This window comes from Streptomyces sp. SID13726, assembly GCF_010548375.1.
Classification (GTDB): domain Bacteria; phylum Actinomycetota; class Actinomycetes; order Streptomycetales; family Streptomycetaceae; genus Streptomyces.
In genome coordinates this window covers 273,168-297,738 of the sequence record NZ_JAAGLY010000001.1, presented here as the reverse complement: position 1 = coordinate 297,738, position 24,571 = coordinate 273,168, and the positions used below count along the sequence as shown (strand labels likewise).

The following is a 24,571-nucleotide window of genomic DNA, read 5'->3' as shown; positions in this document are numbered from 1 at the left end:
GTGCGGCCCCGCACCTCTCGGTGGGCTACACCGGGGCCGGTCGGCCGGACACCGCCCGCTCCTCCACCCCGGCCTTGCTCGCCGCGGGGAGTTCGATCGTGAACTCCGTCCGGCCGGGCGCGCTTTCGACCCTGATCCGGCCTTCGTGCGCCCCTGTGATCGCCGCCGCGATCGCCAACCCCAGCCCCGAACCGCCGGACTTGGCGTCGGCGCGGGAGCGGGACGTGTCCGCTCGGGTGAACCGTTCGAAGACGGTGGGGAGGAGGGCCGGGGGGATGCCGGGGCCGTTGTCGCGGACGCGGATCACGCAGTGGTCGGTCGTCGACTCCACGGAGGCCACGACCCTGGTGCCGGCCGGTGTGTGCATACGGGCGTTGGACAGGAGGTTGGCGACCACCTGGTGGAGGCGGGCCTCGTCGCCCAGCACCAAGGTGGGGGCGTCCAGGGTGAGTTCGAGCTGCCAGTCGTGGCCGCCGCCCGCCGCTCGCGCTTCCCAGACCGCTTCCGCGACCAGGGCCGCGAGGTCCACCTCGGCGGACTGGAGGGGGCGGCCCTCGTCGAGCCGGGCGAGCAGCAGGAGGTCTTCGACCAGGCCGGTCATACGGGCCGACTCGGCGGAGACCCGGCGCCAGGCCAGTACCGGTTCGATGCGGTCGGTGCCGCGGTTCATCAGCTCGGCGTATCCGGCGATCGAGGCGAGCGGCGTACGGAGTTCGTGGCTGGCGTCGGCCAGGAAGCGCCGCATGCGCTCCTCGCTGTGCCGCATGCGCTCCTCGCTGTGCCGCGCCCGCTCCTCGCTGCGCCGGCGTTCGGCGAGGGAGGACTCCACGTGGTCGAGGAGATGGTTGAGCGCGGCGCCGACCTGGCCGGCCTCGCTGTCGGGGTCGGTGTCGCGTTCGGGTACCCGGGTGAGGCCGGTGACCTCGCCGTGTCCGAGCGGGGCGCGGGAGACCTCGGCGGCGGTGGCGGCGACGCGGCCGAGGGGGCGCAGTTGCCGTCGTATGACCACCGCGCAGACCAGGCCGGCGACGGCGAGTCCGGCCACGGCGACGCCGGTCTCGATCACCACGAGGCCGCTGATCATGTCCTGGACGTCGTCCATGGGCAGCCCGGTGAGCACCCGGACGCCGTCGTCGACGAGGACGGTGATCCGATAGGTGCCGAGGCCGGGCACGGTCCGGGTGTGCATCGCGCCGTCGGCCCGGATGCCGGCCACGGCGGCGAGCTGCTCGGCGTCGAGGGACCGGGGCGGGGCGTCCGGGACGACCACGGCGGCGGCGACGATGGCGCCCTTCGCGTCGAGTCGCGCGGAGAGCATCCCGGCGGGCTGCCCGGTCTCCCTCAGAAAGGTCAGGTCGCTCTCCGGCTCCGGGTGCAACGAGGCCCCGCCCAGGGCCCGTTCGGCGACGCCGAGGACGCGGTCGTCCATGTTGCCCATCAGATAGGCGTGTTGGAAGAGCGTGGTGACCAGGCCCATCGCGACGCAGACGGCGATCAGGGTGGCGCTCACGAAGACGAGCAGGCGGGTGCGGATGGACCGGCTGCGCGTCCGCGCGCTCTGACGCCGGGTCATCTCCCGTCCTCCGCAGACCTGATGGCGCACCCGAGGCCGCGCACGGTGTGGATCACCGGTGTCCGGCCTCTGTCGATCTTGCGGCGCAGGCTGGAGATGCAGACCTCGACGAGGTTGCCGCCGCCGTCGAAGGCGCTGCTCCACACGTGGTCGAGGATCTGGGCCTTGCTCAGCACATGGCGGGGGTGTCCGAGCAGGTCGAACTCCTTGGCGGTGAGCTGGATCCGGCTGCCGGCCCGCCGCACCTCGCGGGTGTCCTCGGTCGGCACCAGGTCGCCGAGGACGCGTACGGAGTCGTCGGCGCGGCCGTGTTCGGACCCGGACCGGCGCGGCAGTCCGCGCAGGCGCAGCCCGACCTCTTCCAGGGAGGACGGCTTGGTCACGGAGTCGTCGGCGCCCGACTCCAGTCCGTCGAGGCGGTGTTCGAGGGCGTGGCGGGCGGTGAGCATGAGGGCGGGCGGCCTCGGGTTCTCGTGACGCAGCCGGGGCAGCACCTGGAGGCCGTCGAGGACGACGGCGTGCGGTGCGCAGCCGCGTGCGGTCTTCGGCGCGCTCTGTCCGTCGAGCGCCGGACAGGGGCGCCGGCCCGCCTCGGTGACGGCGACGGACAGCGCTTCGTCGAGCGCGGGCTCGTCGTCGACGATGAGCCCGCGTACGCGGCCGGTTCGCGGTCCGGAGGTGCCAGTCATGTACCGATCCTGTCCCCGTCCGCTTTGGGAACCCTGTGTTCCACCTGAGGGTGGGTGATGACCTGCGGTGTTGCACACATGACGAAGGGCCGCACCCCCGTCATCGGGGGTGCGGCCCTTCGTGCGAAGGCCTACTTGCGGATCAGGCTGCGCAGCACGTACTGCATGATGCCGCCGTTGCGGTAGTAGTCGGCCTCACCGGGGGTGTCGATGCGGACGACCGCGTCGAACTCGACGCCCGTGTCGGTGGTCACCTTGACCGTGCGCGGGGTGGTGCCGTTGTTGAGCTCCTCGACGCCGGTGAAGGAGAAGGTCTCCTCGCCGGTCAGGCCGAGGGACTCGGCGTTGGCGCCCTCCGGGAACTGGAGCGGCAGCACGCCCATGCCGATGAGGTTCGAGCGGTGGATGCGCTCGTACGACTCGGTGATGACGGCCTTGACGCCGAGGAGCGCGGTGCCCTTGGCGGCCCAGTCGCGGGACGAGCCGGAGCCGTACTCCTTGCCGCCCAGGATGACGAGCGGGGTGCCCTGCTCGATGTAGTTGCGCGAGGCGTCGTAGATGAACGACACCGGGCCGTCGGCCTGGGTGAAGTCGCGGGTGTAGCCGCCCTCGGTGCCCGGCGCGAGCTGGTTGCGCAGGCGGATGTTGGCGAACGTGCCGCGGATCATGACCTCGTGGTTGCCTCGGCGGGAGCCGTAGGAGTTGAAGTCACGACGCTCCACACCGTGCTCGGTGAGGTACTTGCCGGCCGGGGTGTCGGCCTTGATGGCACCGGCGGGCGAGATGTGGTCGGTCGTCACCGAGTCGCCGAGCTTGGCGAGAACGCGCGCGCCGGTGATGTCGGAGACCGGGCTGGTCTCCATCGTCATGCCCTCGAAGTACGGGGGCTTGCGGACGTACGTCGACTCCGCGTCCCACTCGAAGGTGTTGCCGGTCGGGATCGGCAGCGCCTGCCACTGGGCGTCGCCCGCGAAGACGTCCTGGTAGGACTTGTTGAACATGTCCTCGCCGATGGCGTTCGCCACGACGTCGTTGACCTCGGCCTCGGAGGGCCAGATGTCGGCCAGGAAGACCGGCTTGCCCTCCTGGTCCGTGCCGAGGGCGTCCTTGGTGATGTCCACCTTCATGGACCCGGCGAGGGCGTACGCGACGACCAGCGGCGGGGAGGCCAGGTAGTTCATCTTGACGTCGGGGTTGATACGGCCCTCGAAGTTCCGGTTGCCGGAGAGGACCGAAGTCACCGCGAGGTCATGGTCGTTGACGGCCTTGGAGACCTCCTCCGGCAGCGGGCCGGAGTTGCCGATGCAGGTGGTGCAGCCGTAGCCGACGAGGTTGAAGCCGACCTTGTCGAGGTAGGGGGTGAGCCCCGCCTTGTCGAAGTAGTCGGTGACGACCTTGGAGCCCGGGGCGAGGGTGGTCTTGACCCACGGCTTGCGGGTCAGGCCCTTCTCCACGGCCTTCTTCGCGACGAGCGCGGCGGCGACCATGACGTACGGGTTCGAGGTGTTGGTGCAGGAGGTGATGGCCGCGACCGTCACCGCGCCGTGGTCGATCTCGTAGGTCGAGCCGTCGGGGGCGGTGACGGTGACCGGGTTGGTCGGGACGCCGTTGGTGGCGGCCGGGGCGTCGGAGGCCGGGAAGGACTCCTTGCCGGCCTCGTCGTCGTCGGCGACGTAGTTGCGTACGTCGCTCTTGAACTGCTCGGCGGCGTTCGCGAGGACGATGCGGTCCTGCGGGCGCTTCGGGCCGGCGATGGAGGGGACGACCGTGGAGAGGTCCAGCTCCAGCTTCTCGGAGAAGTCGGGCTCGGCCTTCGGGTCCAGCCAGAGGCCCTGCTCCTTGGCGTACGCCTCCACGAGGGCGAGCTGCTGCTCGTCGCGGCCCGTCAGCTTCAGGTACTTGATGGTCTCGTCGTCGATCGGGAAGATCGCGGCGGTCGAGCCGAACTCCGGCGACATGTTGCCGATGGTGGCGCGGTTCGCGAGGGAGGTGGCGGCCACGCCCTCGCCGTAGAACTCGACGAACTTGCCGACGACGCCGTGCTTGCGGAGCATCTCGGTGATGGTCAGCACGAGGTCGGTGGCGGTGGTGCCCGGGGTCAGCTCGCCGGTCAGCTTGAAGCCGACGACGCGCGGGATGAGCATCGAGACCGGCTGGCCGAGCATCGCGGCCTCGGCCTCGATGCCGCCGACGCCCCAGCCCAGCACGCCGAGGCCGTTGACCATGGTGGTGTGCGAGTCGGTGCCGACCAGGGTGTCGGGGTACGCCTGCCCGTTACGGACCATGACGGTACGGGCGAGGTGCTCGATGTTCACCTGGTGGACGATGCCGGTGCCCGGCGGGACGACCTTGAAGTCGTCGAACGCGGTCTGGCCCCAGCGCAGGAACTGGTAGCGCTCGCGGTTGCGGCCGTACTCCAGCTCGACGTTCTGCGCGAACGCGTCGTGGGTGCCGAACTTGTCCGCGATGACGGAGTGGTCGATGACCAGCTCGGCCGGGGAGAGCGGGTTGACCTTCGCCGGGTCGCCGCCGAGCTCCTTGACGGCCTCACGCATGGTGGCGAGGTCGACGACACAGGGCACGCCGGTGAAGTCCTGCATGATCACGCGGGCCGGCGTGAACTGGATCTCCTGCGACGGCTGGGCCTGGGAGTCCCAGCCGCCGAGGGCGCGGATGTGGTCGGCGGTGATGTTCGCGCCGTCCTCGGTACGGAGCAGGTTCTCCAGCAGAACCTTGAGGCTGTACGGCAGGCGGGCCGAGCCCTCCACCTTGTCCAGCCGGAAGATCTCGTACGACTCGTCGCCCACGCTCAGCGTGGCGCGGGCGTCGAAGCTGTTCGCCGACACGACAGTCTCCTTCATTTCTGTGCGCTTACCACCGCATCCTGCCGCCACGCCCTCTTGGCCGATCCGCTAAGGTAAGGCTAAGTTAGGTATGCCTTACTGCCAGACCCGGCAGAGCCTGCGGCTGCGGTACGCCTCGGCAGATATCTCGATGTCGAGATAACTCTAGTACATGGGCGCGGAATGGTCATGCCCGGGCTCCCCGTCAGCAGCCGGTGAGATCCACGACCACATCGCAGTGCGGATCGCCGGAGGGCCGGTGCAGATGCTCGTTGGCGAGGAACACCGGGGAGACCAGAGCACCGAGAAGGCCGGGCCCGGCCCGACTGATCAGCACATCCACCCCGTACGTGCGGTCCCGCTCAGGCGAACGAAAGTAGAGGCGCGCCCGATCGTCCCCCGTGATGACCGCTCCGATGAACAGCGGCTTCCACGACACATGCGTGGTGACGAAGGAACGAACGAGATCGAGCAGACGGGCCGCATCCGCCTGCTCGGTGCCCGGTTCAGGAGAGTTCACGTCTTGCCCCATACCGGATACCTGCCTCCTCACCGGTCGCGCCGAACCGTCATGCCCCCGCGCCTTCCGGGTATCCGGTACGGGACGAAAGGGGGCGGACATGCCGCTCACGTTCCGCAAGAGCTTCCGGATCCTTCCCGGCGTGCGGCTCAACATCAACCGGCACTCCTGGTCCATCACGACCGGTGGCAGCCATGGGCCCCGGCGGACCCACAGCAGTACGGGACGTCGTACGACATCAGTTGATTTGCCCGGACCCTTCGGGTGGCGCAGGACCCGTAACGCCAAGCGTCACTGACGTTCCCTCAAGTCCGCCCGGGCCTCTCACCCGAACGGACCCCACGAAATGCGCCATCTCATATCTGAGATAGCCTCAACCCCATGGCAGACGACTACCTCGTACGCATCGGCAAGCTCATCCGTGACGCCCGGCAGCACCGGGGCTGGACACAGTCGCAGCTCGCCGAGGCGCTCGGCACCAGCCAGAGCGCCGTCAATCGCATCGAGCGCGGCAACCAAAACATCAGCCTTGAGATGATCGCCCGTATCGGTGAAGCACTGGACAGCGAAATCGTCTCTCTGGGCTACGCGGGCCCGATGCATCTGCGTGTGGTCGGCGGTCGTCGGCTCTCCGGCGCGATCGACGTCAAGACGAGCAAGAACGCGTGCGTGGCACTGCTGTGCGCCTCGCTGCTCAACAAGGGGCGCACGGTGCTGCGCAGGGTCGCGCGCATCGAGGAGGTCTACCGCCTGCTGGAAGTGCTGAGTTCGATCGGCGTCCGCACCCGCTGGATCAACGACGGCGTGGACCTCGAACTCGTCCCGCCGGCCGAGCTGGACATGGACGCGATCGACGCCGAGGCGGCCGTACGCACGCGCTCCATCATCATGTTCCTCGGTCCGCTGCTGCACCGCATGGACGGCTTCAAGCTGCCGTACGCCGGCGGCTGCGACCTCGGCACCCGGACCATCGAGCCGCACATGATCGCGCTGCGCCGGTTCGGTCTGGACATCGCGGCGACCGAGGGGCAGTACCACGCGCGGGTGGACCGGACGGTCCGCCCCGACCGCCCGATCGTGCTGACCGAGCGCGGCGACACGGTCACCGAGAACGCGCTGCTCGCGGCCGCCCGCCACGACGGCGTCACCGTCATCCGCAACGCCTCCTCCAACTACATGGTCCAGGACCTGTGCTTCTTCCTGGAGGCGCTGGGCGTCAAGGTCGAGGGCATCGGCACCACCACCCTCACCGTGCACGGCGTGCCGCAGATCGACGTGGACGTCGACTACTCCCCCTCCGAGGACCCGGTCGAGGCGATGAGCCTGCTGGCCGCGGCCGTGGTGACGGAGTCGGAGCTGACGGTGCGCCGGGTGCCGATCGAGTTCCTGGAGATCGAGCTCGCGGTCCTGGAGGAGATGGGGCTCGACCACGACCGCACACCGGAGTACTTCGCGGACAACGGCCGTACGCGACTGGTCGACCTCACGGTCCGCCCCTCCAAGCTGGAGGCGCCGATCGACAAGATCCACCCGATGCCGTTCCCGGGCCTGAACATCGACAACGTCCCCTTCTTCGCCGCCATCGCGGCGGTCGCACAGGGCCAGACCCTGATCCACGACTGGGTCTACGACAACCGCGCGATCTATCTGACGGACCTGAACCGCCTCGGCGGCCGGCTCCAACTGCTCGACCCGCACCGCGTGTTGGTCGAGGGCCCGACCCGCTGGCGCGCCGCCGAGATGATGTGCCCGCCGGCGCTGCGGCCCGCCGTGGTCGTCCTGCTGGCGATGATGGCGGCGGACGGGACATCGGTGCTGCGGAACGTCTACGTCATCAACCGGGGGTACGAGGATCTGGCCGAGCGGCTGAACTCGATCGGGGCGCAGATCGAGATCTTCCGGGACATCTAGAAGACACTTCGCAGACGAACGCCGCCGCACCCCGTCCGATCCGCCTCTCGGCGAGTCGGTGCGGGGTGCGGCGGTTCTGCGGGGTGCGGCGGTTCTGCCGGGTGCGGCGATTCTGCCGGGTGCGGCGGTTCGAGGAGGCGGCGGATCGTTTCGTGCTTCCGGTGGCCTTCGCTCCCGTTCCTGGCCGATCCGTGCCGGCACCGGCCTCACGCGAGGACCGGCACCGAAGGCTGCTCGGCAGCCGCGTACCGCCGTGAGCGCAGCGCGAGGGTGATCATGACCGCGGGGATGAGGATGTCGTAGGCCAGGACTCCGCCGGTGTTGCCGGGGGCGTGGTCGCCGTGCGCGAACCACTGGTGGACGTGGCCGATCACCGCGCCCCAGAGGAACATGCCGGCGCCGAGGCCGATGGTGACGCGCTCCCTGGCCGAGGCCGACGGGGAGGCCGCGCGGAAGCCCATGACGGCGAGGCCGAGGTTGGCGAAGGCGATCTCGAACTCGAACGGGGTCCGGCCGAAGCCGATCGCGGTGGCCATGACGTCCGGGATCGTGACGAACGAGATCGTCATCCACAGGCTGCCGCACCCGAGCGCGGCGACGGCCCACCAGCGCTGCCAGGTCTCCAGCGCCGCGCGGCGGGAGGTGCTGTGGCGGGTGCGGATCAGCGCGCCGACGACCGCGACCAGCAGCCAGGTCATGGGGAAAGCGGACTGTGCGAGGTACGAGAAGGTGTCCATGCCGTCGAGTGTTGCATGGTTAATATTAACTGCGCAACATTGAGGTACGCTGCGTCCATGGACGACGGACTCTCAGATCTGCTGCACCGCGTGGTCTCCCTGCTGGGCGACGTCGCTCGCCGCCACACCGGCCAGGACGGCGAGCTCACCTACAGCCAGCTCAGGCTGCTGGGCACGCTGGAAGACGTCGAACCGGCCACCCAGCACCGGCTCGCACAGGCACTGGGAGTCTCCGACCCCGCGGTCAGCCGGGCCCTGCGGCCACTGGAAGAGGGCGGGCTGGTCCGGATCACCCGCGACCCCGAGCACGCGCGGCGCCGGCTCGTCGAACTCACCGGCACCGGCCGCGAGGCGTACCACGCCAGTGGAAAGCCCCTCGCCGAGACACTGCGGCTCGGCCTGCAGGAGCAGGATTTTCCGTACGACCGCTATCTGGCCGACACACTCCGGCTGGCCGAGATCCTGGAAGCCGCGCGGGCGTCACGGACCTGAAGCGGCGGGGCCGGCCGAGTCCCGGCGCAGGGCGGCGGCGACCAGGCCTTCGAGGGGCTCGGCCGGTACTTCTCCGCCACTCACCAGCCGGTCGAAGACCAGCCCGTCGATGCAGGTCAGCAGGGTGTGCGTGCGGCTCTCGACATCCGGTACGCCCTGACCGGCGAGGAACAGCCGGACGGCCTCACGGCCGGCGTTCTCGCGGGGGACGAGGATCGCCCGCAGCTCGGGATCGCGCACGCTCTCGACGGCGCAGGCGTAGCGGGCGAGCGAGCGGCGTCGGCCCTCTCCGGTGAGTCGCCGCCGGGTGAGCAGCACCATGCCGTCCACCAGTTCCTCGGCGGTGCGGATGGGCGGGAGGTGTTCCGCCATCGTCCGCAGCTCCTCCTGGTCGAGGTGGACCAGGCGGGTGACGAGACCGGTGAGCAACGCGGCCCGGGTGCGGAAGTACGCCGACGTGGTCCCGGGCGGCAGGGCCGCTCTGCGATCGACCGCCCGATGGGTCAGGCCACGGATCCCGTCGTCGGCGAGTACGTCGAGAGCCACGTCCGCGAGGAGGGTGCGCCGATCCGAAGCCATGACCCCTTTCTACACCTGTAGAGGCTCGGATAGGGTCGGCTTCTACGGGTGTAGAAGAACGGGGGTCTCGGCATGGGCGGCACGGCAGTGGTGGTGGGCGGGGGCATCGGCGGGCTGGCAGCCGCGATCGGCCTGCGCCGTATCGGATGGGACGTGACGGTCGTCGAGCGCGCGGCCACGCTCGACGACGCGGGCGCAGGTATCTCGCTCGCCGCCAACGGGCTGCGGGCACTGGACGGACTCGGTGTCGGCAAGGCGGTACGGGATGCCTCGCGAGGCCAGTACAGCGGCGGCACCCGCACTCCGGAGGGCCGTTGGCTGGCCCGGATGGACGGAGCGGTGCTGGAGAAGGCGGTGGGCGCGCCGATCATGGGCATCCCTCGCTCCACCCTGCACCGGCTGCTGCGCGAGGCCCTGCCTGCCGAGGCCCTGCTGATCGGCGCCGAGGCCGACCCGGTCCGGCAACTCGGCCCCGCGACGGTCCGAGTCGGCCACGGGGACACGGTCCTCGACGCCGACCTGGTGGTGGCGGCCGACGGCGTCGGCAGCAAGGTGCGCGGCCTGCTCTTCCCCACCCATCCCGGCCCGGTCCACAGCGGTTCGGCGGTGTTGCGGGCCGTCACCGAGGGGCCGGTCGAGCTGCGCACCGACTTCGAGCTGACCTGGGGGCCGGGTGCCGAGTTCGGGCACATCGCCTTCCGCGACGGACGGGCCGAGTGGCACGCCGTCCTCGACCTGCCCGAGGGGACCCGGTTCGCCGACCCGCTGGCCGAGGTGCGCCGACGGTTCCGCGACTGGCACGACCCGGTTCCCGCACTGCTCGACGCGACCCGGCCCGCCGCCGTGCTGCACCACGACGTCCATGAGATCCGCACGCCGCTCCCCTCCTACGCCGTCGGCCGGATCGCGCTGCTCGGCGACGCGGCCCACGCGATGACCCCCAACCTCGGGCAGGGCGCCTGCCAGGCCCTGGAGGACGCGGTCACCTTGTCCGCCGCGCTCGCCGCCGAGCCCACCGTCGAGGCCGCGCTCGCCCGCTACGACGCCGAGCGCCGGCCGCGCAGCCAGGCCGTCGCACGAGCCGCCCGGCAAGCGGGCCGGATGGGGCAGCAGCTCTCCCACCCGCTGGCCGTCGCCCTGCGCGACACGGCGATGCGGCTGACGCCCTCCCGTATCGCGACACGGATGATCCTTCGGCACCACGCCTGGGTTCCGCCGCATCTGGACTGACCCGCTTCGCCCCCTCGGCCCTTGGCGTGGAAGGGTGGACAGGCCCCTCAGCGGTCGGCCGCGCGGTCTGACTGCCGACCGCCACGGGAAGCCCCCGCCGACCTGCCGTCTTGTCCGCCTGCGCCGCCCCGCACAGGAAGGCTGTCGATCAGCAACCCCAGCGCGAAGTCGAACCGTTCGTACCCGGTACCCGAGGTCAGCTCGGCCGCGTGGCGTCTGGTCTGCGGGAAGGTCTCCTCGGGCAGGGCGCTGAAGCGGCGGACCAGTTCCTCCTCGCTCAGCACCCAGGCCGCGTCCGGGTCCTGGCGGCGGCGCCGGACCAGTGACTGCTCCAGCGCGTACCCGGCGACGTAGAGGGAGAGGGCGTCGATGGCCCAGGCCGCGGTGCGGGGGGCGATGTCACCGGCGAGCAGGATCGCGAGCATGCCTTCGCTGAGTCGCAGGGTCTCCAGGTCGGTCGGGACCATCGCGAGGGCGGCGCGGGAGACGCCCGGGTAGGCCAGGTACTGGTCGCGGAGCTGGGCGCACACATCCCGGATCTGCTCCCGCCAGCGCGCCGGGTCGGGCTCGGGGAGCACGATCCGGGAGCACAGCCGTCCGATCAACAGGTCGTCGATGTCCGCCTTGTTGACGATGTGGGCGTAGAGCGAGGACGGGCCGGTCCCGAGCGCGTTCGAGACGCTGCGGACGGTCAGGGCGTCGTACCCCTCGGCGGCCACGACCTGGAGCGCGGCGTCCGTGATGCGCTCGACGGTGATGGGTGCCTTGCGCTTCGCGGGGGCCGTGGGCGTGGCGGGCTCGGCGCCGGGCTGGGTGCCGGGCCGGGCGTGGCGGGCCGCGCGGCGCTGCCTGGGGTCGATGGCCATGCCGGCGACTATAGCTTGACACGAACTAAGTTCGCCAACTAGAACATTGTTCGTCTCTAACGAACTTAGTTCGCCGAAAGGATCACACCCCATGACTCTCAAGACCGCCCTGGTCACCGGAGCCGGCCGCCCCTCCGGACTCGGCTTCGCCGTGGCCCGCCGTCTCGCCGAGCTCGACCACCATGTCGTCCTCGCCGCCCGCGATCTGTCCGCGGCGGAGCCGCTGGCCGAGCGGCTCCGGCAGGACGGACACGCGGCCACCGCCGTGTACCTGGACCTGTCCGACCGGCCCGGCATGAACGCGGTGGCCGAGCACCTCAGCGTGGCCTTCGGTCACCTCGACGTCCTGATCAACAACGCCGGCACCATGCCCGACTTCAGGACCCTCTCCGCGCTCGACGCCGACATGGACGAGGTGCGCTCCGCGCTGGAGGTCGCCGTGCTCGGCCCGTGGGCCCTGACCCAGGCCCTGCTGCCGCTGCTGACGGCCGCGCCCGCGGCCCGGATCGTGAACGTCTCCAGCCTGGCCGCCCAGCAGATCGCCACCGGACTCGACCTGGGCGCGCCCCTGCGCTCCCCGGCCCACTCGATGGCCAAGTACATGCTCAACACCCTGACCACGGTCCTGGCCCGCGCCCTCGCGGACACGCCGATCCTGGTCAACGCCGTCGACCCCGGCAACATCGCCACCCAGCCCGGACGCCACGACGAGAACGACCGGTCCGCCGCCGAGAGCGCCCTCGACGTCGTCCGCGTGGCCACCCTCGGCGCGGACGGTCCCACGGGGCTCCTCTTCAGCGAGGGACAGGGATTCAGCGAGGGACGGGCTGCCGCCTGAACCCGGCGGGGCAGCGGGAGCCCACCTGGCTCACCAGCGAGCACCCTGCCCCGGTCCCAGTCCCCGCACCCGCACCCGCACCCGCACCCACACCCACCCCGACGCTCACACCAGCCCGGCGTCCGAACCCGACTCGACCGCCGTCCGTACGACCTCCAGCAGCTCGGCGAAGCCCCGGGCCCGCTCCCACTCCGCGGCCGTGTAGGTCCACGAGAAGGACGCGCCCGGAGAATCGGGCCGGCCATGGGCGATCATCACGTTCCGCCGTCCCTTCCGGTCGGGGCCCGTGACATTCAGGTGCATGTACCGGACGTGGAAGCGGACGGGGTCGCGTCCGAACCTCTCCAGAATCCGGCCGTCGAAGACGAAGAGGCAGTCGCCGTCCGTGGCCGTGATCTCGTCGTTCATGGAGGGACCCTATGCGCGGTGATCGCCGGGTACCAGGCCCTCGTCCCGCAGCACGTCCATGACCGCCCCCGCCACCACTCCCGTACGGCGCCTTCGCAGGTCCAGGACCGGAGCCGGATGGGAAATGCCGTGTGAGGCAAGCAGGTTCATCAGGGACCACAGCGCGTCGGAGCGGCTCGGCAACGTGAACTCCCGGCCGTCCTGTGCGACGACCGTGGCCGTGGTGACACCCGCGAGAAGGTTGGTGCGGGCCCAGTCGACCACGTACTCCCGGCCGTTCGGGCTGACGCACAGGACCACTTCCCTGGTGTGGTGCAGGACCGCCAGGTAGTTCATCGGCACCGTCAGGCGCCGGGCGGCGTCGAACGGGGGTGTGCCGTCCACGGGTTGGACGCGCAGCACCGTGTCGAGCACCGGGCCGTGGTCCTGGAAGGTGGTCCGGCCGCGCATCTCCAGGAACCGGGCGCGCACCAGGTGGCCGCCGCGCCGGGACCAGCGCCGGCCCACGGTGCCGAACCCTCCCTTCTCGCCGGGGAGTTGGCCCACCAGCAGACGGGCCTCCTCCCCCGGCTCGGTCACCGGCGCCCGGTCCTCGGGGTCGGCCCGGTCGGCCAACGCGCCGTACCGTGCGGCCGTTTCCGCGTCCAGGCGGCGCAGGTCGATCGTGTCGCCGGTCATCCTGACGCCTCCCACGTCCCGCGAGATCCGCATCTGGGCCAGCTGTCGGCGCGGCCGTCGGGTCACATCGGTCAGCCGGCCTTCGAGGTCGATCACGCGACAGGTCCTCGTGCCCGCGAGCAGGGCGCTGCGCGGCCAGTGGACCGTGATCGCGCCGGGGCCCTCGGGAGCGGACAGGTCCACCAGGACCGCCAGCCGGCCCGCCGTGACCGCCGACAGACACAGGGACGGCACCGGCCACTCGCCGGCGACCTCGAACTCCCCGCGCCCGACGGCCCCTTGGGACTCCTCCGCGTGCACCCGCAGCCTGAGCCCGACCACGGGCGTGAACTCCGCGGGCGCGTAGTCACCGCCGTACGTCGTGAACGTCGACTCCCCCTCGGGGCTGTACCGCACGAGCGACGCCTCCAGGACATCCGCGCGCACCAACCGCGCGCCCGCCGGGCCCGGTTGGGACCGAGGCGCCCACATCACGAACGTGTCGGCGCCGTAGGAGGCGTAGGCGGCCCCGGAGTCGTGGGAGGCGTTCTCGCCCTTCACCCGGTCGCGGCGGGTGATCCGGGGGAACTCCTGCCGTGTGCTGGTGAGGGCCGTGAAGGGGATCATGACGGTGCCGACCGCGCCGAGTCCGATCGCGACCCAGCCCAGACCGGTCCCGTCGTGCCGGGTGGCGTACCCCATTCCGAGGAAGAACGGCGCCGCCGACCAGCACACCGCGCTGAACACCAGGTTGCCCAGGAACACACCGGTACGGCCGCGCATGCTCTCTCCTTCAGGTCAGTCGGACCGCGCCCACCACGGCCGCCGCCACCCCCGCGAGCAGCAGTACGACGATGAAGGCGACGGCCCTCGCGCCGGAACGGCGGTCGGCCGCGAGGTCGGGGGTGTGGACGGCGGGGTCGGTGGGGGCGTAGTGGATGGTGAGGTCCCGGTGGAGGGAGCGGCCGGGGTCGCGGATGCCGGTGCGGGACAGGACGGTGACGTCGGTGCCGTCGCGGGTGGTGAAGGTGACGACGGGGGCGTGGCTGACGTTCTCGCCGGAGTCGGGGTCGACGTAGACGTCCTTGGTGACCGCCACGACCCGTGCCGGGACGGCGACGGCCGAGTCCAGCAGGGCGTTGCGGGCGCGCACCAGACGGATGTCGGGGCTGCGCAGCGCGGCGGCGGCCGCCAGGGCACCGAAGCCGAGCAGGGCCGCCGGGTGTCCCCAGCGGACGGTCGCGTGGATCACCAGCCCGATGAGGAGCAGCATCACCGCGCAGTCGGGGCCCATCCGGCCGCTCTTCTCGCCGTCGGCGTCGAGCACGACGGCGAACCGGAGCGGTTGCCCCGGCGGATAGCGCACCTCGACCTCCCGGCCCACCCACGCCACCTCGATCGCGGCACCGTGCTCACCGGCGTGGGCAAGGGTGAACTCCCGTCCGGTGGAAGGGTCCTGGAAGGCGAGGGTCACCGGTATCCCCGGCTTCTGGGAGGCGCCGTGGGCCGGTCGCCCCACCTCCACGATCCGCGCCTTCACCCACACCGCCCGCTGGGCCCGGGTCACCCCGGCGAGCGAACGGCCGTAGCCGAGCAGGGCCAGGCAGGCCGGCACCGACCACCAGTACTCCAGCACTTCGTGACCGATCATCAGATCTCCACGCGGAACAGGCCGCTGGACGGGTCCGCTCGGGCCGGGAGGCGTTGACCCACCCACAGGGAGACGTCGCGCGTGCGCCGCCAGGTCGTGTCGAAGGTCCTGAACCCCGTTCCGCTGACCCGCAGTTCGACCTCCACACCGGGTGTCTCGCCGTCCCAGTCGAAGTCGGTCAGGTCGGTGACCTCCGCGCTCGCCGGGACCCCGGCGTCGTCGAGGCGCCGGTTCTGCTCCCGCTCGGCGCCGGTCTGGAACCAGAACGCCAGGCCCAGGGGCAGGAAGACCACCGTGAACACGATCCCGATGACGAGGAGTTCGGCGCCGGTGAAGAGGGCGAAGCCCAGCATGACCGGTCCGCACAGGCACATCAGGGCGGCGATCTCGTACTGCCCGAGGCCCGCCCTGGATATCCGCGTCCACCGGATCTCCTCGGCCACCTCAGTACTCCGGGTTCCCGACCGGCCGCTCCCCCTGGGCCTGGAGACCAGGAAGCCGGTCGGCGTCGTACGGCGAGGGCGACGTCACGGGGCCACTCCGTCCCCGGCGTACAGGTAGCCGCCCGGTCGCGCGGGGTCGGCGATCAGGAGGACCTGGTCGCCGGTGCGGGGGATGCGCAGCTTGGAGACCAGGGTCTGGAGGGTGACGGTGCCGGTGGTGCCGGCGGGCTGGAGGACCAGGTCGACGACCGGGTCGTAGTTGACCAGCCGGCCGGTGTCACTGATCGAGACGACGACGGCCGGTGTGGTCGGCACCCCGGCGGCGAGCAGCTGCTGGACGTCGTTGCCCGACTGGTAGGCGCCGATCGACTGCTGGACCTTGGCGAAGTCCTCCGCGCCGAGGAACGCGCGCGTGGTCCGGCCGTAGAAGCCCTTGCCGCTCGCCACCTTGCCGGCGATCTCCGCCGCCCGCTCCTCGCGGTTCTTGCCACGCTTCCCGAAGATTCCCATGACCGTTCCTCCTTGTGGTGTCGACCGGTGTCCGATGCGGTGCGATGTCCGGTGCGGTGCGATGTCCGATGCGGTGCGGTGCACGATCCGGTGTCCGGTCCGGTGTCCGGTGTCCGGTGCGGTGCACGATGAGGACGCTAGGTGGGCCGGTTCCCCTACCGATCCCAGGTTCGCCCGCCTGTTCGTGCAGGACGTACGCTCGCCCCATGCCGCCCCCGAGCCAGCGACCGCGCGCCCTGGTCATCGACCGGGCCTGGCGTGCCCTCGGGCCGGGACCCGCCTCGCTGAGCGGGCCGGGCGGGGCACCGCTGACGCGGACGGTCAAGCTGATCGTGCTGCCGCTGGTCGTGAGGCCCGCGCTGCGTCCCGAGCTCGCGACGGACTTCCTCGGACCGGCGGAGGCCGCGCGGCTCGACGCGCTGATCCGGGAGTCCGGTGCGCGTCTCACGGCGACGGCACAGTGGTTCACGCTGCTCAAGAAGGTCCGCCGGGCGCTGGGGGTCGTGGCGGGCAACCCCCAGGACCTGTACTTCCAGCGGTGCTTCGAGCTGGCCACCGAGCACGGGGCGCCCTCGGCCGGGGCGGACGCGCTGGCCCGGGAGGTCGTCGAGGACGTGGCGGACGCGGGCGGCGGCCGCACGGTGGACGCGCTGAAGGACTGTCTCGCCGACCCCGCCCTGCGGTCCCGGCTCGACGCGGAACTGGCCGCCGCCTGGGACACCCGCGGGCCGACGGCGGAAGCGGACGCGGCGGAGGCCGTGGCGCTGGCCGCCGAGGCGCTGGAGTCCTGCGGCACACCGGAACCGGACTCGGCCAGGTACGCGGTCATGCCGGACTCGCCCGCGTACGCGGCCATGGTCGAGGCGGGACACGGCGGCCTGTTCGGCCGGGTCCTGTGGGCGCGGACCAGCGGTGTCTGGGGAGGAGAGGACCCGCCCGCGCACCTGGGCCTGACCGCACGGCCGGTGCCCGCGCGGCCGGAGGTCGGCCGGAGCGCCTCGACGGCCACACTGCCCGCTCCCCTGGACCGCACCCTGTTCGAGCGGCTCTTCGTCGTGCTCCAGTCGTCGTCCCGGCGCGAGGAGCTGCCCACCGTGCCGGAGCTCGTCGGGCGGGAGGCGGGCCGCAGCTGCGCCCCGCTCGGCCTGTACGACGAGAGCCTGCGCGTCACCGTCGTCCTCGGGGGCCGCCTCGCGGTCGGCCTCGACCCGCTGGGCACCGGTGATCCCGTCCCGGGGCGCACCGCCGCGCACCGGGCCGTCAACGCCCGCTGGCGGCGCGAGGCCTCGGTCCTGCGCGCCCGCCGCATGACCGTCTCACCCCGCCCCGACCCGGACGGCGGCCGTCTGGACGCCCTCGCCCAGGACCTCCGCACCCCCTGGACCGCCTACATGCGCCGGCTGTGGGTACGACTGCACGGCCGTGACGTCCGCGACGCGCCCCTGGAAGACCTCCCGGCCGCCTGGTCGGTGCTCGACGGGGTCGCCCGCTCGGTGATGATGGACCACCGCGCCAGGGTCCGCTCGGCGCTGCGCGCGCTGTCCGCGAACGCCGTGGACGCGGCCGTCGTGAACTCGGCCGTCGTGAACTCGGCCGTCGGGGACGCGGCCTCCGTTGACGCGGCCGAGCCGAGGAGCGCCTGATGGCGGAGATCCGGGTGACGAGCGGGCGCGACGGCATGGTCCGGGTGAGCGCCGGTCGCCTGTCCTACGACGACGAGGCCGCCCCCGGCCCGGACTTCACGCGGGCCGTGCTGGAGGTCGCCGGGGCACTGCTCGTCTGGCCCGTGCTCGGGGAGCCCGGGCCGCCGGTGGCGGAGGTCCATGACGTGGAGCGGGCTCAGCAGTGGCTGTGGGCGCTCTACGGCGAGGAGGTGGCCGTCGCCGTACAGGAGGCACAGGCAGCACAGGCAGCACCGGAGGCCCAGGAGGGTTCGCCCGTAAGGGAGTTGACGATCCCGCCGACCGCCCTCGCCCACTCCGCCGCGCGGCTAGCCTTCGGACACTGGGCGGCCCGCTGGTGGCCGGCGTCGTACACGGACGGCATCGGAGAACTCGAACCGGGCGTGCTGGGGCTGGAGTTGGCCGCCCTGACCCATGAATGCCAGGAACTCTTCGCCGACTCCGACGACTTCGGTGACGTCGATGACTTCAGCGGCTTCAGCGGCTTCAGCGGCTTCCACGACAGCGCGGCCGATCTGATCGAGGAACACGAAGCCGCCCTCGACCCGCTGATCCAGTGGTGGCGTACAGCGACACCCCAACCCACCGCGACCACACGCCACTTGGACCACGTCCTACGACTGATCGACGACGCCGCGGACTCCGCGGGACTGGACGGCCCCGCGCTGCGCCGCCTCCGCTCGGCCCTCGACCAGGAACAGGGACCCAGCCTCGCCACCGCACCGGTCGACCCCGGCACGCTGTTCGCGCGGCAGGGCGGTTACGCCCTCGCGGCGGGCGCCCCGAGCTCAGCCGGTGACCGGGTGATCGCCCGGGGCTCGGGGACCAATGACTGGCGGCGCTATCCGCCGGGGTTCGTCGACGCCGCCGAGGACGCGGTGTCCTGGACCGCGCGGGCGCTCGGTGCGCGACGGCAGATCGAGGTCGAGGTGGTCGCGCATGTCACGGCGCCCGTCTCCGGCGTACCGCTCGTGGCGGAGGTGCTGGTCGACGGTGGCCGTCCGAACCGGGTGCCCCTCGACCGGCGCGACGACGTGTGGACCGGCCGCGGGGATCTCGACCTGGGCCCCGGCCCGGAGCTGTCGGTCGCCACGGCGACACCTCACATCGAGGTCGGCGTCCTGCTGCCCGGCTTCGACCCGGGCCACGGTCCCGGTGACCGGACCGACCGTGACGCGGTCCGCGAGCTGGTCCGGCGGCGGCTGACCGAAGCGGCGCGGGCCCAGCAAGTCACCGACGCGGCCCAACTCCCGCCGCACACCGGCCCCGACACCCGCATGCCCCCCTTCCTCGCCGAGACCCTGGCCGCCGCTGCCACCGAAGAGGACTACTGACGCATGACGGACGAGAGCGACGCACCGATCCCCCTCTACGGCGACCCCCTGGACGGTGCCTTCGCCCAGGCCCAGGAGCACCACCGGGCCGCCGACTTCGAGGCCGCCCGTGCCGTGTACGACGAGTTGCTCACGGTGGCCGAGTCCCTGGAGGACTCCCCCGACGTACGGTTCCTGCGCGCGCACGTGCTGATCGACCTTGGGACCGTTCTCCTCGACGCCTCTGACCTGGCGGGCGGCGAGGACGCCGTGGACCGGTCCCGGGCGCTGCTCGACGGCATCGCGTCGGCGCCGATGGGTCCGCGGGGCCGGCGGATGTGGCAGGAGATGGTGCTGCGGACGCTGATCGCCAAGGCCGATGCGCTGCGCCGGACGGGACGGCTGGACGAGGCGCTGGCCTGTCTCGACGAGGCGTCCGCCGTCCTGCCGGAGTTCGACGACCCGGACGGACTGCGCGGCGCCGAACTCGGCCTGAACCGGGTGCTCCTGCTGATGGACCGGGGCGAGTGGGGAACCGCCGAGGAGCAGGCCGCGCTGCTGCTGTCCAGCACTCCGGCGAGCGCGCCGGAGCCCAGGGCCCGTCTGCTGACCGCGCTCGGCGTGATCTGCTCCTCCACGGGGCGGTTCGACGCGGCCGAGGACCATTTCGCGCGCGCGGAGAACGCCTTCCGGGCACTGGGAAACGCGGGTGAGCAGCAGACGATGCTCGCGCACCGCGCCTCCCTGGCTCTTGAACGGGGTGAACTCGACCTCGCGGAGCGGCTGTTCACCGAGGCGTCCGCGTTCTTCGAGGAGCAGCGCCGGTTCGGTGAGCTGGCCGTGTGCGAGCAGGCGCGCAGCTTTCTCGCGGGCCGGCGCGGCGACGACACGGGCGCGAGCGGTCTCATGGCGGCGAGCCTGGAGCGGTTCACCCGGCTCGGTGCCTCGGTCGCGGCGACCGACACCATGCTGATGGGTGCCCAACAGGCGTACGACCGGGGCGACATCGAGGAGATGAAGCGGCTGGCCCAGGGCGCCCGTGACGTCTATCAGGAGCGGGGTGTCCTGGAGCGCTGCGCGCAGGTCGACCTCATGCTCGCGCGGACCCTGGAGGACAACCTCGACCGGACGGACCACGGTGAGCACGAGAGGCGGTCCGTGGACACCGCGCTGTCCCTCGCCCTCCCGGCCGCGCTCGCCCTGGCCGCCGCCCGCCACGACTTCGTCACCGCGCACGCCCGCAGCCAGTGGCTCCAACTGGCGGACGAGGCCATGCGGTTGGCCTTCCGTCTCGCTGTGCGCCGGCAGGACCAAGGGCTCCTCTTCGAGCTGGTGGAACACCGCTGCGCGGGCGCCGCGCTCGCCCTGAGCGGGGCGGCGGAGTCGGTGACGCCCTCCACCACGGACCCCGCGCAGGTCTTCCCGGACGCGGCGATGAAGTCGTACGGGGAACCCGGCGAGGGGACGATGACGCTGGGGAGCGTGGCGGCGGAGGCAGCTTCCTCGGCCGGTCTGCGGGTCGCGCCGCCGCCGAAGGTGCGGACCTCGGCGGAGACGGGGCGGATCGCGCTCCAGGAGTACATCGCGGGGGCCGAGTTCCGTTACGGGCGGCGGATCGTGGACGAGGAGGAGGTCCCGTTCTGGTTCACCGACGACCTGACGAGCCGTCCGGTGGTCCAGGTCCGGCTGGCCGACGCGGGCGACCTGTTCATGACCTGGACCTGGGCCGGTGGCGCGCGGGGCTTCGGCACCGGGCAAGGTCCCGCCGGTGAAGTCGACCTGGCGGTGGCCGAGTTGGCCGCCGCGCTGCCCGGTGAGGGCGAGGGCGCGGCGGGGATGCGGCGGGTCTTCGCGTCGGGCGCGCTGGCCGATCCCGAGGCGGAGCGCCGGCTCGCGCGGACGCTGGCCGAGGCGCTGTGGCCGGAGGGGCTGACGGCGCAGATCCGGCAGGTCGCGGAGCGGGCGGGCCGTCCGCTGATCCGGATCCAGCCCTCGCCCCGGGTCGCCCAGGTCCCGTGGGAGCTGCTGGCGGTCGGCGAGGACGACGTACGGCTGATCGACCTGGCGGACGTGGTGACCACCACGCCGACCTCGCTGCGACGGCAGCACACCCCGGACCGCCCCGAGGACGGCGGCGGCCCGGTCGTCCTCGTCCTGGACCCACGCGTGCCCGGTTTCCGCGCCGACTCCCCGCTCGGCTCGGTCCTGGGCCCGCCCGGTTCGGCCCCGGAACTCGTGGAGCTGGTCAGGACCCGGCTCGGCGCGGGCCCCGTGGAACCGCCCCTCGGCGCCCCCGTGGAGGCGTTCCGCCGCACCGACCTGGACCGGGACTGGCTGAGCGGCGTGCTCCGCAAGGGGGCGCGCAGACTCCTGTACGTCGGTCATGTCAGCGGCGCGCCGGTCGCGGGCGGACAGAGCGAGGACGGCACCCTCCATCTGTGCTGCGGCCCGGAGAACGCCGGCCTGGCCGAGCCGGTCCGCGCCCACCGTCCGCTGTCGGCCAAGGACCTGCTGCTGGGCACGCTGCCCCTGCGGGCCGACGGGGAGCCGGGGGCGCGGATCTGGCCCGCGCCGCGACGGGTCGCCCTGATCGGCTGCGAGAGCGGCGGGGATCTGCGGTTCGCCGAGTCGTTCGGCCTGGCCACGGCCATGATCCACAACGGTGCGGAGCTGGTCACCGCCACCCGCTGGGTCCTGCCGACCGACTTCGCCTTCCACCGGCTGGCGGGACTGCCCGAGTCGGTGCGCCCGCTGTCGGAGGCGGTCGTCGCGGTCGACACCGCCCACGAGGACCCCGACCCGGTGCACCGGCTCGGCGGCTGGCAGCGCGAGCGGCTCGACCGCTGGCGCGCCGAGGGGCGGATCGAGCACTCGCCCCTGCTGTGGGCCGCCATGGCCTGCATCGTCGTATGACCGACCGCCGCATCGTCGTATGACCGAGCCCGCCGCCGTACGGCACCGGGCGGGAGGGCTCCGGGAGCGCTCCAGAAGCACTCCGGGCGCGCTGATCGCCTATCTTGGCGCGTATGCAGTCCTACACGATCGGCCAGGCGGCGCGGCTGCTCGGCGTGAGCCCCGACACCGCCCGGCGGTGGGCGGACGCCGGGCGGGTGCCCACGCACCGCGACGAGAGCGGGCGGCGCCTCATCGACGGCAAGGACCTGGCCGCCTTCTCGGTGGAGCTGGCCAGGTCCGGCGGTGAGGAGGAGACGTCGTACACCTCCGTCCGCAACGCCTTCCCCGGCATCGTCACCGCCGTGAAGCTCGGCGATGTCGCGGCCCAGGTCGAGATCCAGGCGGGCCCGCACCGGCTGGTGTCGCTGCTGACGCGGGAGGCCGTGGAGGAACTGGGCCTGGAGGTCGGGGTGGAGGCCACCGCCCGGGTGAAGTCGACGAACGTGCACATCGACCGCGCCTGAGCGGGGCCCCGGGTCACTTGCTGACCGAGTAGGAGTGCGCGCCGGTCCCCGCGAGGGCGCCGCCGTCGACGATCAGGTACTCGTCCCGGATCGGCCGCCCGGCCAGCCACGACTCCAGGATCTCCCGGGTGCCCGCCGCGTAGCGGGCCTGCGCGGACAGCGACGATCCGGAGATGTGCGGGGTCATGCCGTGGTGCGGCATCGTGCGCCAGGGGTGGTCGGCGGGGGCCGGCTGCGGGTACCAGACGTCACCGGCGTAGCCCGCCAACTGCCCGCTGAGCAGGGCCCGTTCGACGGCGTCCCGGTCGGCGATCCGGGCCCGGGCCGTGTTGATGAGATAGGCGCCGCGCTTCATCCGGCCGAGGAGTTCGTCGCCGAACAGGCCCTCCGTCTCCGGGTGCAGGGGCGCGTTGACGGTGACGACATCGCAGTGCGGGACCATGTCGGCCGCGCTCTCGTGGAAGACCAGGCCCAGTTCGCGCTCGACGTCCTCGGGCAGCCGGTGGCGGTCGGTGTAGTGCAGCTTCACGTCGAAGGGCTTGAGCCGCCGCAGCACCGCGAGGCCGATGCGTCCGGCGGCGACCGTGCCGACGTGCATCCCTTCGAGATCGTACGACCGCGCCACGCAGTCGGCGATGTTCCAGCCGCCGTCGAGGACGACCTGGTGGGAGGGCAGGTAGTTGCGGACCAGGCCCAGCGTCATCATCACCACGTGTTCGGCGACGCTGATGCTGTTGGAGTACGTCACCTCGGCGACCGTCACCCCGCCCGCGACGGCGGCGTCGAGGTCGACGTGGTCGGAGCCGATGCCCGCGGTGATCGCCAGCTTGAGGTTCTTCGCGGCGGCGATGCGCTCGGGGGTGAGGTACGCCGGCCAGAACGGCTGTGAGATCACCACGTCCGCGTCGGCCAGCTCCCGGTCGAAGACCGACCCGGCGCCGTCCTTGTCGGAGGTGACGACGAGGGTGTGCCCGGCCTTCTCCAGGAAGGAACGCAGGCCGAGTTCGCCGGAGACACTGCCCAGGAGGTGGCCCGGGGTGAAGTCGACCGCCTCGGGGGTGGGAGCGGTCTGGCCGCCGGGGTAGCGGTCGATCACGGGCAGGTCGTCGCGGGCGTACGTCGTCGGGTGTCCGTCGGTCGGGTCGTCGTACAGGACGCAGAGCACCTTGGCCATGTCGCGGCTCCTCAACTGGCGTTGCGGGAAGGTGGAGTTCACGATCCCGGGAGCCGAACGCCCTGGTCAAAGCGATCCTTGTTATGCCGGTATAGCCCAGAGCTATCAGCGCTCGTCGAGGTATGTCCGCAGCAGTTCGTCCAGCGCCTCCCGTACGCCCGCCTCCCGCGCCACCTTCAGCAGGGCGCCGGCCAGCACGGAGGGCGGGTCGTCCGGGCCGGTCACCAGCCCCACCCGCGGTCCGCGCGCGGGCCCTTCCAGGGGTACGACCCGCATCCCCTCGGGTACGCCGAACATGTGCAGCCACGCGTGCGAGATCACGCTGGACCAACGCCCGCCGGGCAGATGGGCGTAGAGCCCGGCGACGGTGTCGGACTCGATCGCGGGCGCGGCCTCGGCGCCGTCGGCGGCGAAGCACTCGTCGATGATCCGGCGGTTGCGCATACGGGAGTTGAGCAGGCAGAGCGGCAGGGCGGCGGCCTGCGACCAGCGGGCGGAGGCGACCGTGCCGAGCGGGCCGCAGGCCGGGGTCAGCAGCATGTACCGCTCCTCGTACAGGGGAAGCCGGCGCAGGGCGTCGTCCTCCAGGTACGTCATCGCCGCGTCCAGCTCGAACTCGGCGAGGCCGTGAGTGATGTCGGCCGAGGACAGCGACTCGATGCTGACCCGGGCGTGGGGGTGGCGGTCGCAGAAGGGGGTCGTCAGGAGGGTGGCGACGGGCATCGCGGTGGGCACGACCCCGAGGCGGAGCGTGCCGGTGAGGCCGTCGCGCAGGGTGGACAACTCCTGCCGCAGGGCGTCGCGTTCGGCGAGCATCCGGTGCGCCCAGGCGAGGACCACCTCGCCCTCCGGGGTCAGTCCCTCGTACCGTCGGCCCCGCCGCACGATCGGCACTTTCAGCTCGTGTTCGAGACGGCGGATCGCCGCGGAGAGGGAGGGCTGGGAGACGTAGCAGGCGGCCGCCGCGCGGACGAAGTGGCGCTCGCGGGCGAGGGCGACGAGGTATTCCAGCTGGCGCAGTTGCATGGGCCGCCCT

The 24,571-nt window shown here is 72.0% G+C and carries 23 protein-coding genes; 9 read left to right on the top strand and 14 right to left on the bottom strand.

Annotation, left to right across the window (positions count from 1 at the left end):
- Positions 1-25 precede the first annotated feature (25 nt).
- The 4 genes from G3I78_RS01295 to G3I78_RS01280 form a co-directional block, all read right to left on the bottom strand.
- Positions 26-1,573: an ATP-binding protein gene (locus G3I78_RS01295; RefSeq protein WP_164420832.1), complete on the bottom strand. Its 1,548-nt coding sequence runs from the start codon at positions 1,571-1,573 to the stop codon at positions 26-28.
- Positions 1,570-2,262 carry a response regulator transcription factor gene (locus tag G3I78_RS01290; protein ID WP_164420831.1) on the bottom strand — a complete coding sequence of 231 codons (693 nt, stop codon included), beginning with the start codon at positions 2,260-2,262 and terminating at the stop codon, positions 1,570-1,572. Before G3I78_RS01290 ends, G3I78_RS01295 begins: the two co-directional genes overlap by 4 nt.
- Positions 2,263-2,393: 131 nt before the next feature.
- A complete protein-coding gene (gene acnA, locus G3I78_RS01285) occupies positions 2,394-5,108 on the bottom strand; it encodes an aconitate hydratase AcnA (protein ID WP_164420830.1) in 2,715 nt (904 codons plus the stop codon).
- A gap of 202 nt (positions 5,109-5,310) precedes the next feature.
- Positions 5,311-5,625 (bottom strand): hypothetical protein, encoded by a 315-nt coding sequence (locus G3I78_RS01280; RefSeq protein ID WP_164420829.1) that lies wholly within the window; start codon positions 5,623-5,625, stop codon positions 5,311-5,313.
- A gap of 100 nt (positions 5,626-5,725) precedes the next feature.
- On the opposite strand from G3I78_RS01280, the gene G3I78_RS01275 reads away from it, so the two are divergent.
- Positions 5,726-5,923, top strand: a complete 198-nt coding sequence (locus G3I78_RS01275; protein ID WP_164420828.1) for a DUF4236 domain-containing protein — start codon at positions 5,726-5,728, stop codon at positions 5,921-5,923.
- An 83-nt stretch (positions 5,924-6,006) separates the two neighbouring features.
- Complete coding sequence (locus tag G3I78_RS01270; protein WP_164420827.1) at positions 6,007-7,536, top strand: UDP-N-acetylglucosamine 1-carboxyvinyltransferase; 1,530 nt, start codon at positions 6,007-6,009, stop codon at positions 7,534-7,536.
- Between the two features lie 206 nt (positions 7,537-7,742).
- On the opposite strand, the gene G3I78_RS01265 is transcribed toward G3I78_RS01270, so the two are convergent.
- Positions 7,743-8,273, bottom strand: coding sequence for a DUF6790 family protein (locus G3I78_RS01265; protein WP_164420826.1), 531 nt, complete (start codon positions 8,271-8,273; stop codon positions 7,743-7,745).
- A 57-nt stretch (positions 8,274-8,330) separates the two neighbouring features.
- On the opposite strand from G3I78_RS01265, the gene G3I78_RS01260 reads away from it, so the two are divergent.
- Positions 8,331-8,765, top strand: coding sequence for a MarR family transcriptional regulator (locus tag G3I78_RS01260; RefSeq protein ID WP_164420825.1), 435 nt, complete (start codon positions 8,331-8,333; stop codon positions 8,763-8,765).
- Here the strand turns inward: G3I78_RS01260 and G3I78_RS01255 are convergent.
- Complete coding sequence (locus G3I78_RS01255; RefSeq protein ID WP_164420824.1) at positions 8,754-9,344, bottom strand: TetR family transcriptional regulator C-terminal domain-containing protein; 591 nt, start codon at positions 9,342-9,344, stop codon at positions 8,754-8,756. The two genes, G3I78_RS01260 and G3I78_RS01255, sit on opposite strands and share 12 nt — an antisense overlap.
- Positions 9,345-9,416: 72 nt before the next feature.
- On the opposite strand from G3I78_RS01255, the gene G3I78_RS01250 reads away from it, so the two are divergent.
- Complete coding sequence (locus tag G3I78_RS01250; protein WP_164420823.1) at positions 9,417-10,574, top strand: FAD-dependent monooxygenase; 1,158 nt, start codon at positions 9,417-9,419, stop codon at positions 10,572-10,574.
- A 47-nt stretch (positions 10,575-10,621) separates the two neighbouring features.
- On the opposite strand, the gene G3I78_RS01245 is transcribed toward G3I78_RS01250, so the two are convergent.
- The gene (locus G3I78_RS01245) at positions 10,622-11,440 is read right to left on the bottom strand and encodes a TetR/AcrR family transcriptional regulator (protein ID WP_164420822.1); all 819 of its coding nucleotides are present in this window, start codon (positions 11,438-11,440) and stop codon (positions 10,622-10,624) included.
- A gap of 91 nt (positions 11,441-11,531) precedes the next feature.
- Between G3I78_RS01245 and G3I78_RS01240 the strand changes: the two genes are divergently transcribed.
- Positions 11,532-12,278: an SDR family NAD(P)-dependent oxidoreductase gene (locus G3I78_RS01240; RefSeq protein ID WP_164420821.1), complete on the top strand. Its 747-nt coding sequence runs from the start codon at positions 11,532-11,534 to the stop codon at positions 12,276-12,278.
- Between the two features lie 105 nt (positions 12,279-12,383).
- On the opposite strand, the gene G3I78_RS01235 is transcribed toward G3I78_RS01240, so the two are convergent.
- From G3I78_RS01235 to G3I78_RS01215, 5 genes are all read right to left on the bottom strand, one after another.
- Positions 12,384-12,686: a hypothetical protein gene (locus G3I78_RS01235; protein WP_164420820.1), complete on the bottom strand. Its 303-nt coding sequence runs from the start codon at positions 12,684-12,686 to the stop codon at positions 12,384-12,386.
- A 9-nt stretch (positions 12,687-12,695) separates the two neighbouring features.
- A complete protein-coding gene (locus G3I78_RS01230; protein ID WP_164420819.1) occupies positions 12,696-14,126 on the bottom strand; it encodes a hypothetical protein in 1,431 nt (476 codons plus the stop codon).
- A gap of 10 nt (positions 14,127-14,136) precedes the next feature.
- Positions 14,137-14,994, bottom strand: coding sequence for a DUF3592 domain-containing protein (locus G3I78_RS01225; protein ID WP_164420818.1), 858 nt, complete (start codon positions 14,992-14,994; stop codon positions 14,137-14,139).
- Positions 14,994-15,437 carry a hypothetical protein gene (locus G3I78_RS01220; RefSeq protein ID WP_343243621.1) on the bottom strand — a complete coding sequence of 148 codons (444 nt, stop codon included), beginning with the start codon at positions 15,435-15,437 and terminating at the stop codon, positions 14,994-14,996. Before G3I78_RS01220 ends, G3I78_RS01225 begins: the two co-directional genes overlap by 1 nt.
- An 84-nt stretch (positions 15,438-15,521) precedes the next feature.
- The gene (locus G3I78_RS01215; protein WP_164420817.1) at positions 15,522-15,947 is read right to left on the bottom strand and encodes a hypothetical protein; all 426 of its coding nucleotides are present in this window, start codon (positions 15,945-15,947) and stop codon (positions 15,522-15,524) included.
- 206 nt (positions 15,948-16,153) lie between these two features.
- Here G3I78_RS01215 and G3I78_RS01210 point away from each other — a divergent pair, with 206 nt between their 5' ends.
- From G3I78_RS01210 to G3I78_RS01195, 4 genes are all read left to right on the top strand, one after another.
- Complete coding sequence (locus tag G3I78_RS01210; protein ID WP_164420816.1) at positions 16,154-17,590, top strand: hypothetical protein; 1,437 nt, start codon at positions 16,154-16,156, stop codon at positions 17,588-17,590.
- A complete protein-coding gene (locus G3I78_RS01205) occupies positions 17,590-18,963 on the top strand; it encodes a hypothetical protein (protein ID WP_164420815.1) in 1,374 nt (457 codons plus the stop codon). Before G3I78_RS01210 ends, G3I78_RS01205 begins: the two co-directional genes overlap by 1 nt.
- Before the next feature lie 3 nt (positions 18,964-18,966).
- Complete coding sequence (locus tag G3I78_RS01200) at positions 18,967-21,855, top strand: CHAT domain-containing protein (RefSeq protein WP_164420814.1); 2,889 nt, start codon at positions 18,967-18,969, stop codon at positions 21,853-21,855.
- Positions 21,856-21,968: 113 nt separating this feature from the next.
- Positions 21,969-22,361: a helix-turn-helix transcriptional regulator gene (locus G3I78_RS01195; RefSeq protein WP_164420813.1), complete on the top strand. Its 393-nt coding sequence runs from the start codon at positions 21,969-21,971 to the stop codon at positions 22,359-22,361.
- Between the two features lie 13 nt (positions 22,362-22,374).
- Here G3I78_RS01195 and G3I78_RS01190 read toward each other — a convergent pair whose 3' ends face one another.
- Positions 22,375-23,535, bottom strand: coding sequence for an NAD-dependent formate dehydrogenase (locus tag G3I78_RS01190; protein WP_164420812.1), 1,161 nt, complete (start codon positions 23,533-23,535; stop codon positions 22,375-22,377).
- A 105-nt stretch (positions 23,536-23,640) separates the two neighbouring features.
- Positions 23,641-24,561, bottom strand: a complete 921-nt coding sequence (locus G3I78_RS01185; RefSeq protein WP_164420811.1) for a LysR family transcriptional regulator — start codon at positions 24,559-24,561, stop codon at positions 23,641-23,643.
- Positions 24,562-24,571 lie beyond the last annotated feature (10 nt).

What these genes read in the sequence shown, in the direction of transcription:
- G3I78_RS01295 (WP_164420832.1), bottom strand. Translation starts at nt 1,573, where the DNA reads ATGACCCGGCGTCAGAGCGCGCGGACGCGCAGCCGGTCCATCCGCACC.
- G3I78_RS01290 (WP_164420831.1), bottom strand. Translation starts at nt 2,262, where the DNA reads ATGACTGGCACCTCCGGACCGCGAACCGGCCGCGTACGCGGGCTCATC.
- G3I78_RS01275 (WP_164420828.1), top strand. Translation starts at nt 5,726, where the DNA reads ATGCCGCTCACGTTCCGCAAGAGCTTCCGGATCCTTCCCGGCGTGCGG.
- G3I78_RS01270 (WP_164420827.1), top strand. Translation starts at nt 6,007, where the DNA reads ATGGCAGACGACTACCTCGTACGCATCGGCAAGCTCATCCGTGACGCC.
- G3I78_RS01265 (WP_164420826.1), bottom strand. Translation starts at nt 8,273, where the DNA reads ATGGACACCTTCTCGTACCTCGCACAGTCCGCTTTCCCCATGACCTGG.
- G3I78_RS01260 (WP_164420825.1), top strand. Translation starts at nt 8,331, where the DNA reads ATGGACGACGGACTCTCAGATCTGCTGCACCGCGTGGTCTCCCTGCTG.
- G3I78_RS01255 (WP_164420824.1), bottom strand. Translation starts at nt 9,344, where the DNA reads ATGGCTTCGGATCGGCGCACCCTCCTCGCGGACGTGGCTCTCGACGTA.
- G3I78_RS01250 (WP_164420823.1), top strand. Translation starts at nt 9,417, where the DNA reads ATGGGCGGCACGGCAGTGGTGGTGGGCGGGGGCATCGGCGGGCTGGCA.
- G3I78_RS01245 (WP_164420822.1), bottom strand. Translation starts at nt 11,440, where the DNA reads ATGGCCATCGACCCCAGGCAGCGCCGCGCGGCCCGCCACGCCCGGCCC.
- G3I78_RS01240 (WP_164420821.1), top strand. Translation starts at nt 11,532, where the DNA reads ATGACTCTCAAGACCGCCCTGGTCACCGGAGCCGGCCGCCCCTCCGGA.
- G3I78_RS01235 (WP_164420820.1), bottom strand. Translation starts at nt 12,686, where the DNA reads ATGAACGACGAGATCACGGCCACGGACGGCGACTGCCTCTTCGTCTTC.
- G3I78_RS01230 (WP_164420819.1), bottom strand. Translation starts at nt 14,126, where the DNA reads ATGCGCGGCCGTACCGGTGTGTTCCTGGGCAACCTGGTGTTCAGCGCG.
- G3I78_RS01225 (WP_164420818.1), bottom strand. Translation starts at nt 14,994, where the DNA reads ATGATCGGTCACGAAGTGCTGGAGTACTGGTGGTCGGTGCCGGCCTGC.
- G3I78_RS01215 (WP_164420817.1), bottom strand. Translation starts at nt 15,947, where the DNA reads ATGGGAATCTTCGGGAAGCGTGGCAAGAACCGCGAGGAGCGGGCGGCG.
- G3I78_RS01210 (WP_164420816.1), top strand. Translation starts at nt 16,154, where the DNA reads ATGCCGCCCCCGAGCCAGCGACCGCGCGCCCTGGTCATCGACCGGGCC.
- G3I78_RS01205 (WP_164420815.1), top strand. Translation starts at nt 17,590, where the DNA reads ATGGCGGAGATCCGGGTGACGAGCGGGCGCGACGGCATGGTCCGGGTG.
- G3I78_RS01200 (WP_164420814.1), top strand. Translation starts at nt 18,967, where the DNA reads ATGACGGACGAGAGCGACGCACCGATCCCCCTCTACGGCGACCCCCTG.
- G3I78_RS01195 (WP_164420813.1), top strand. Translation starts at nt 21,969, where the DNA reads ATGCAGTCCTACACGATCGGCCAGGCGGCGCGGCTGCTCGGCGTGAGC.
- G3I78_RS01190 (WP_164420812.1), bottom strand. Translation starts at nt 23,535, where the DNA reads ATGGCCAAGGTGCTCTGCGTCCTGTACGACGACCCGACCGACGGACAC.
- G3I78_RS01185 (WP_164420811.1), bottom strand. Translation starts at nt 24,561, where the DNA reads ATGCAACTGCGCCAGCTGGAATACCTCGTCGCCCTCGCCCGCGAGCGC.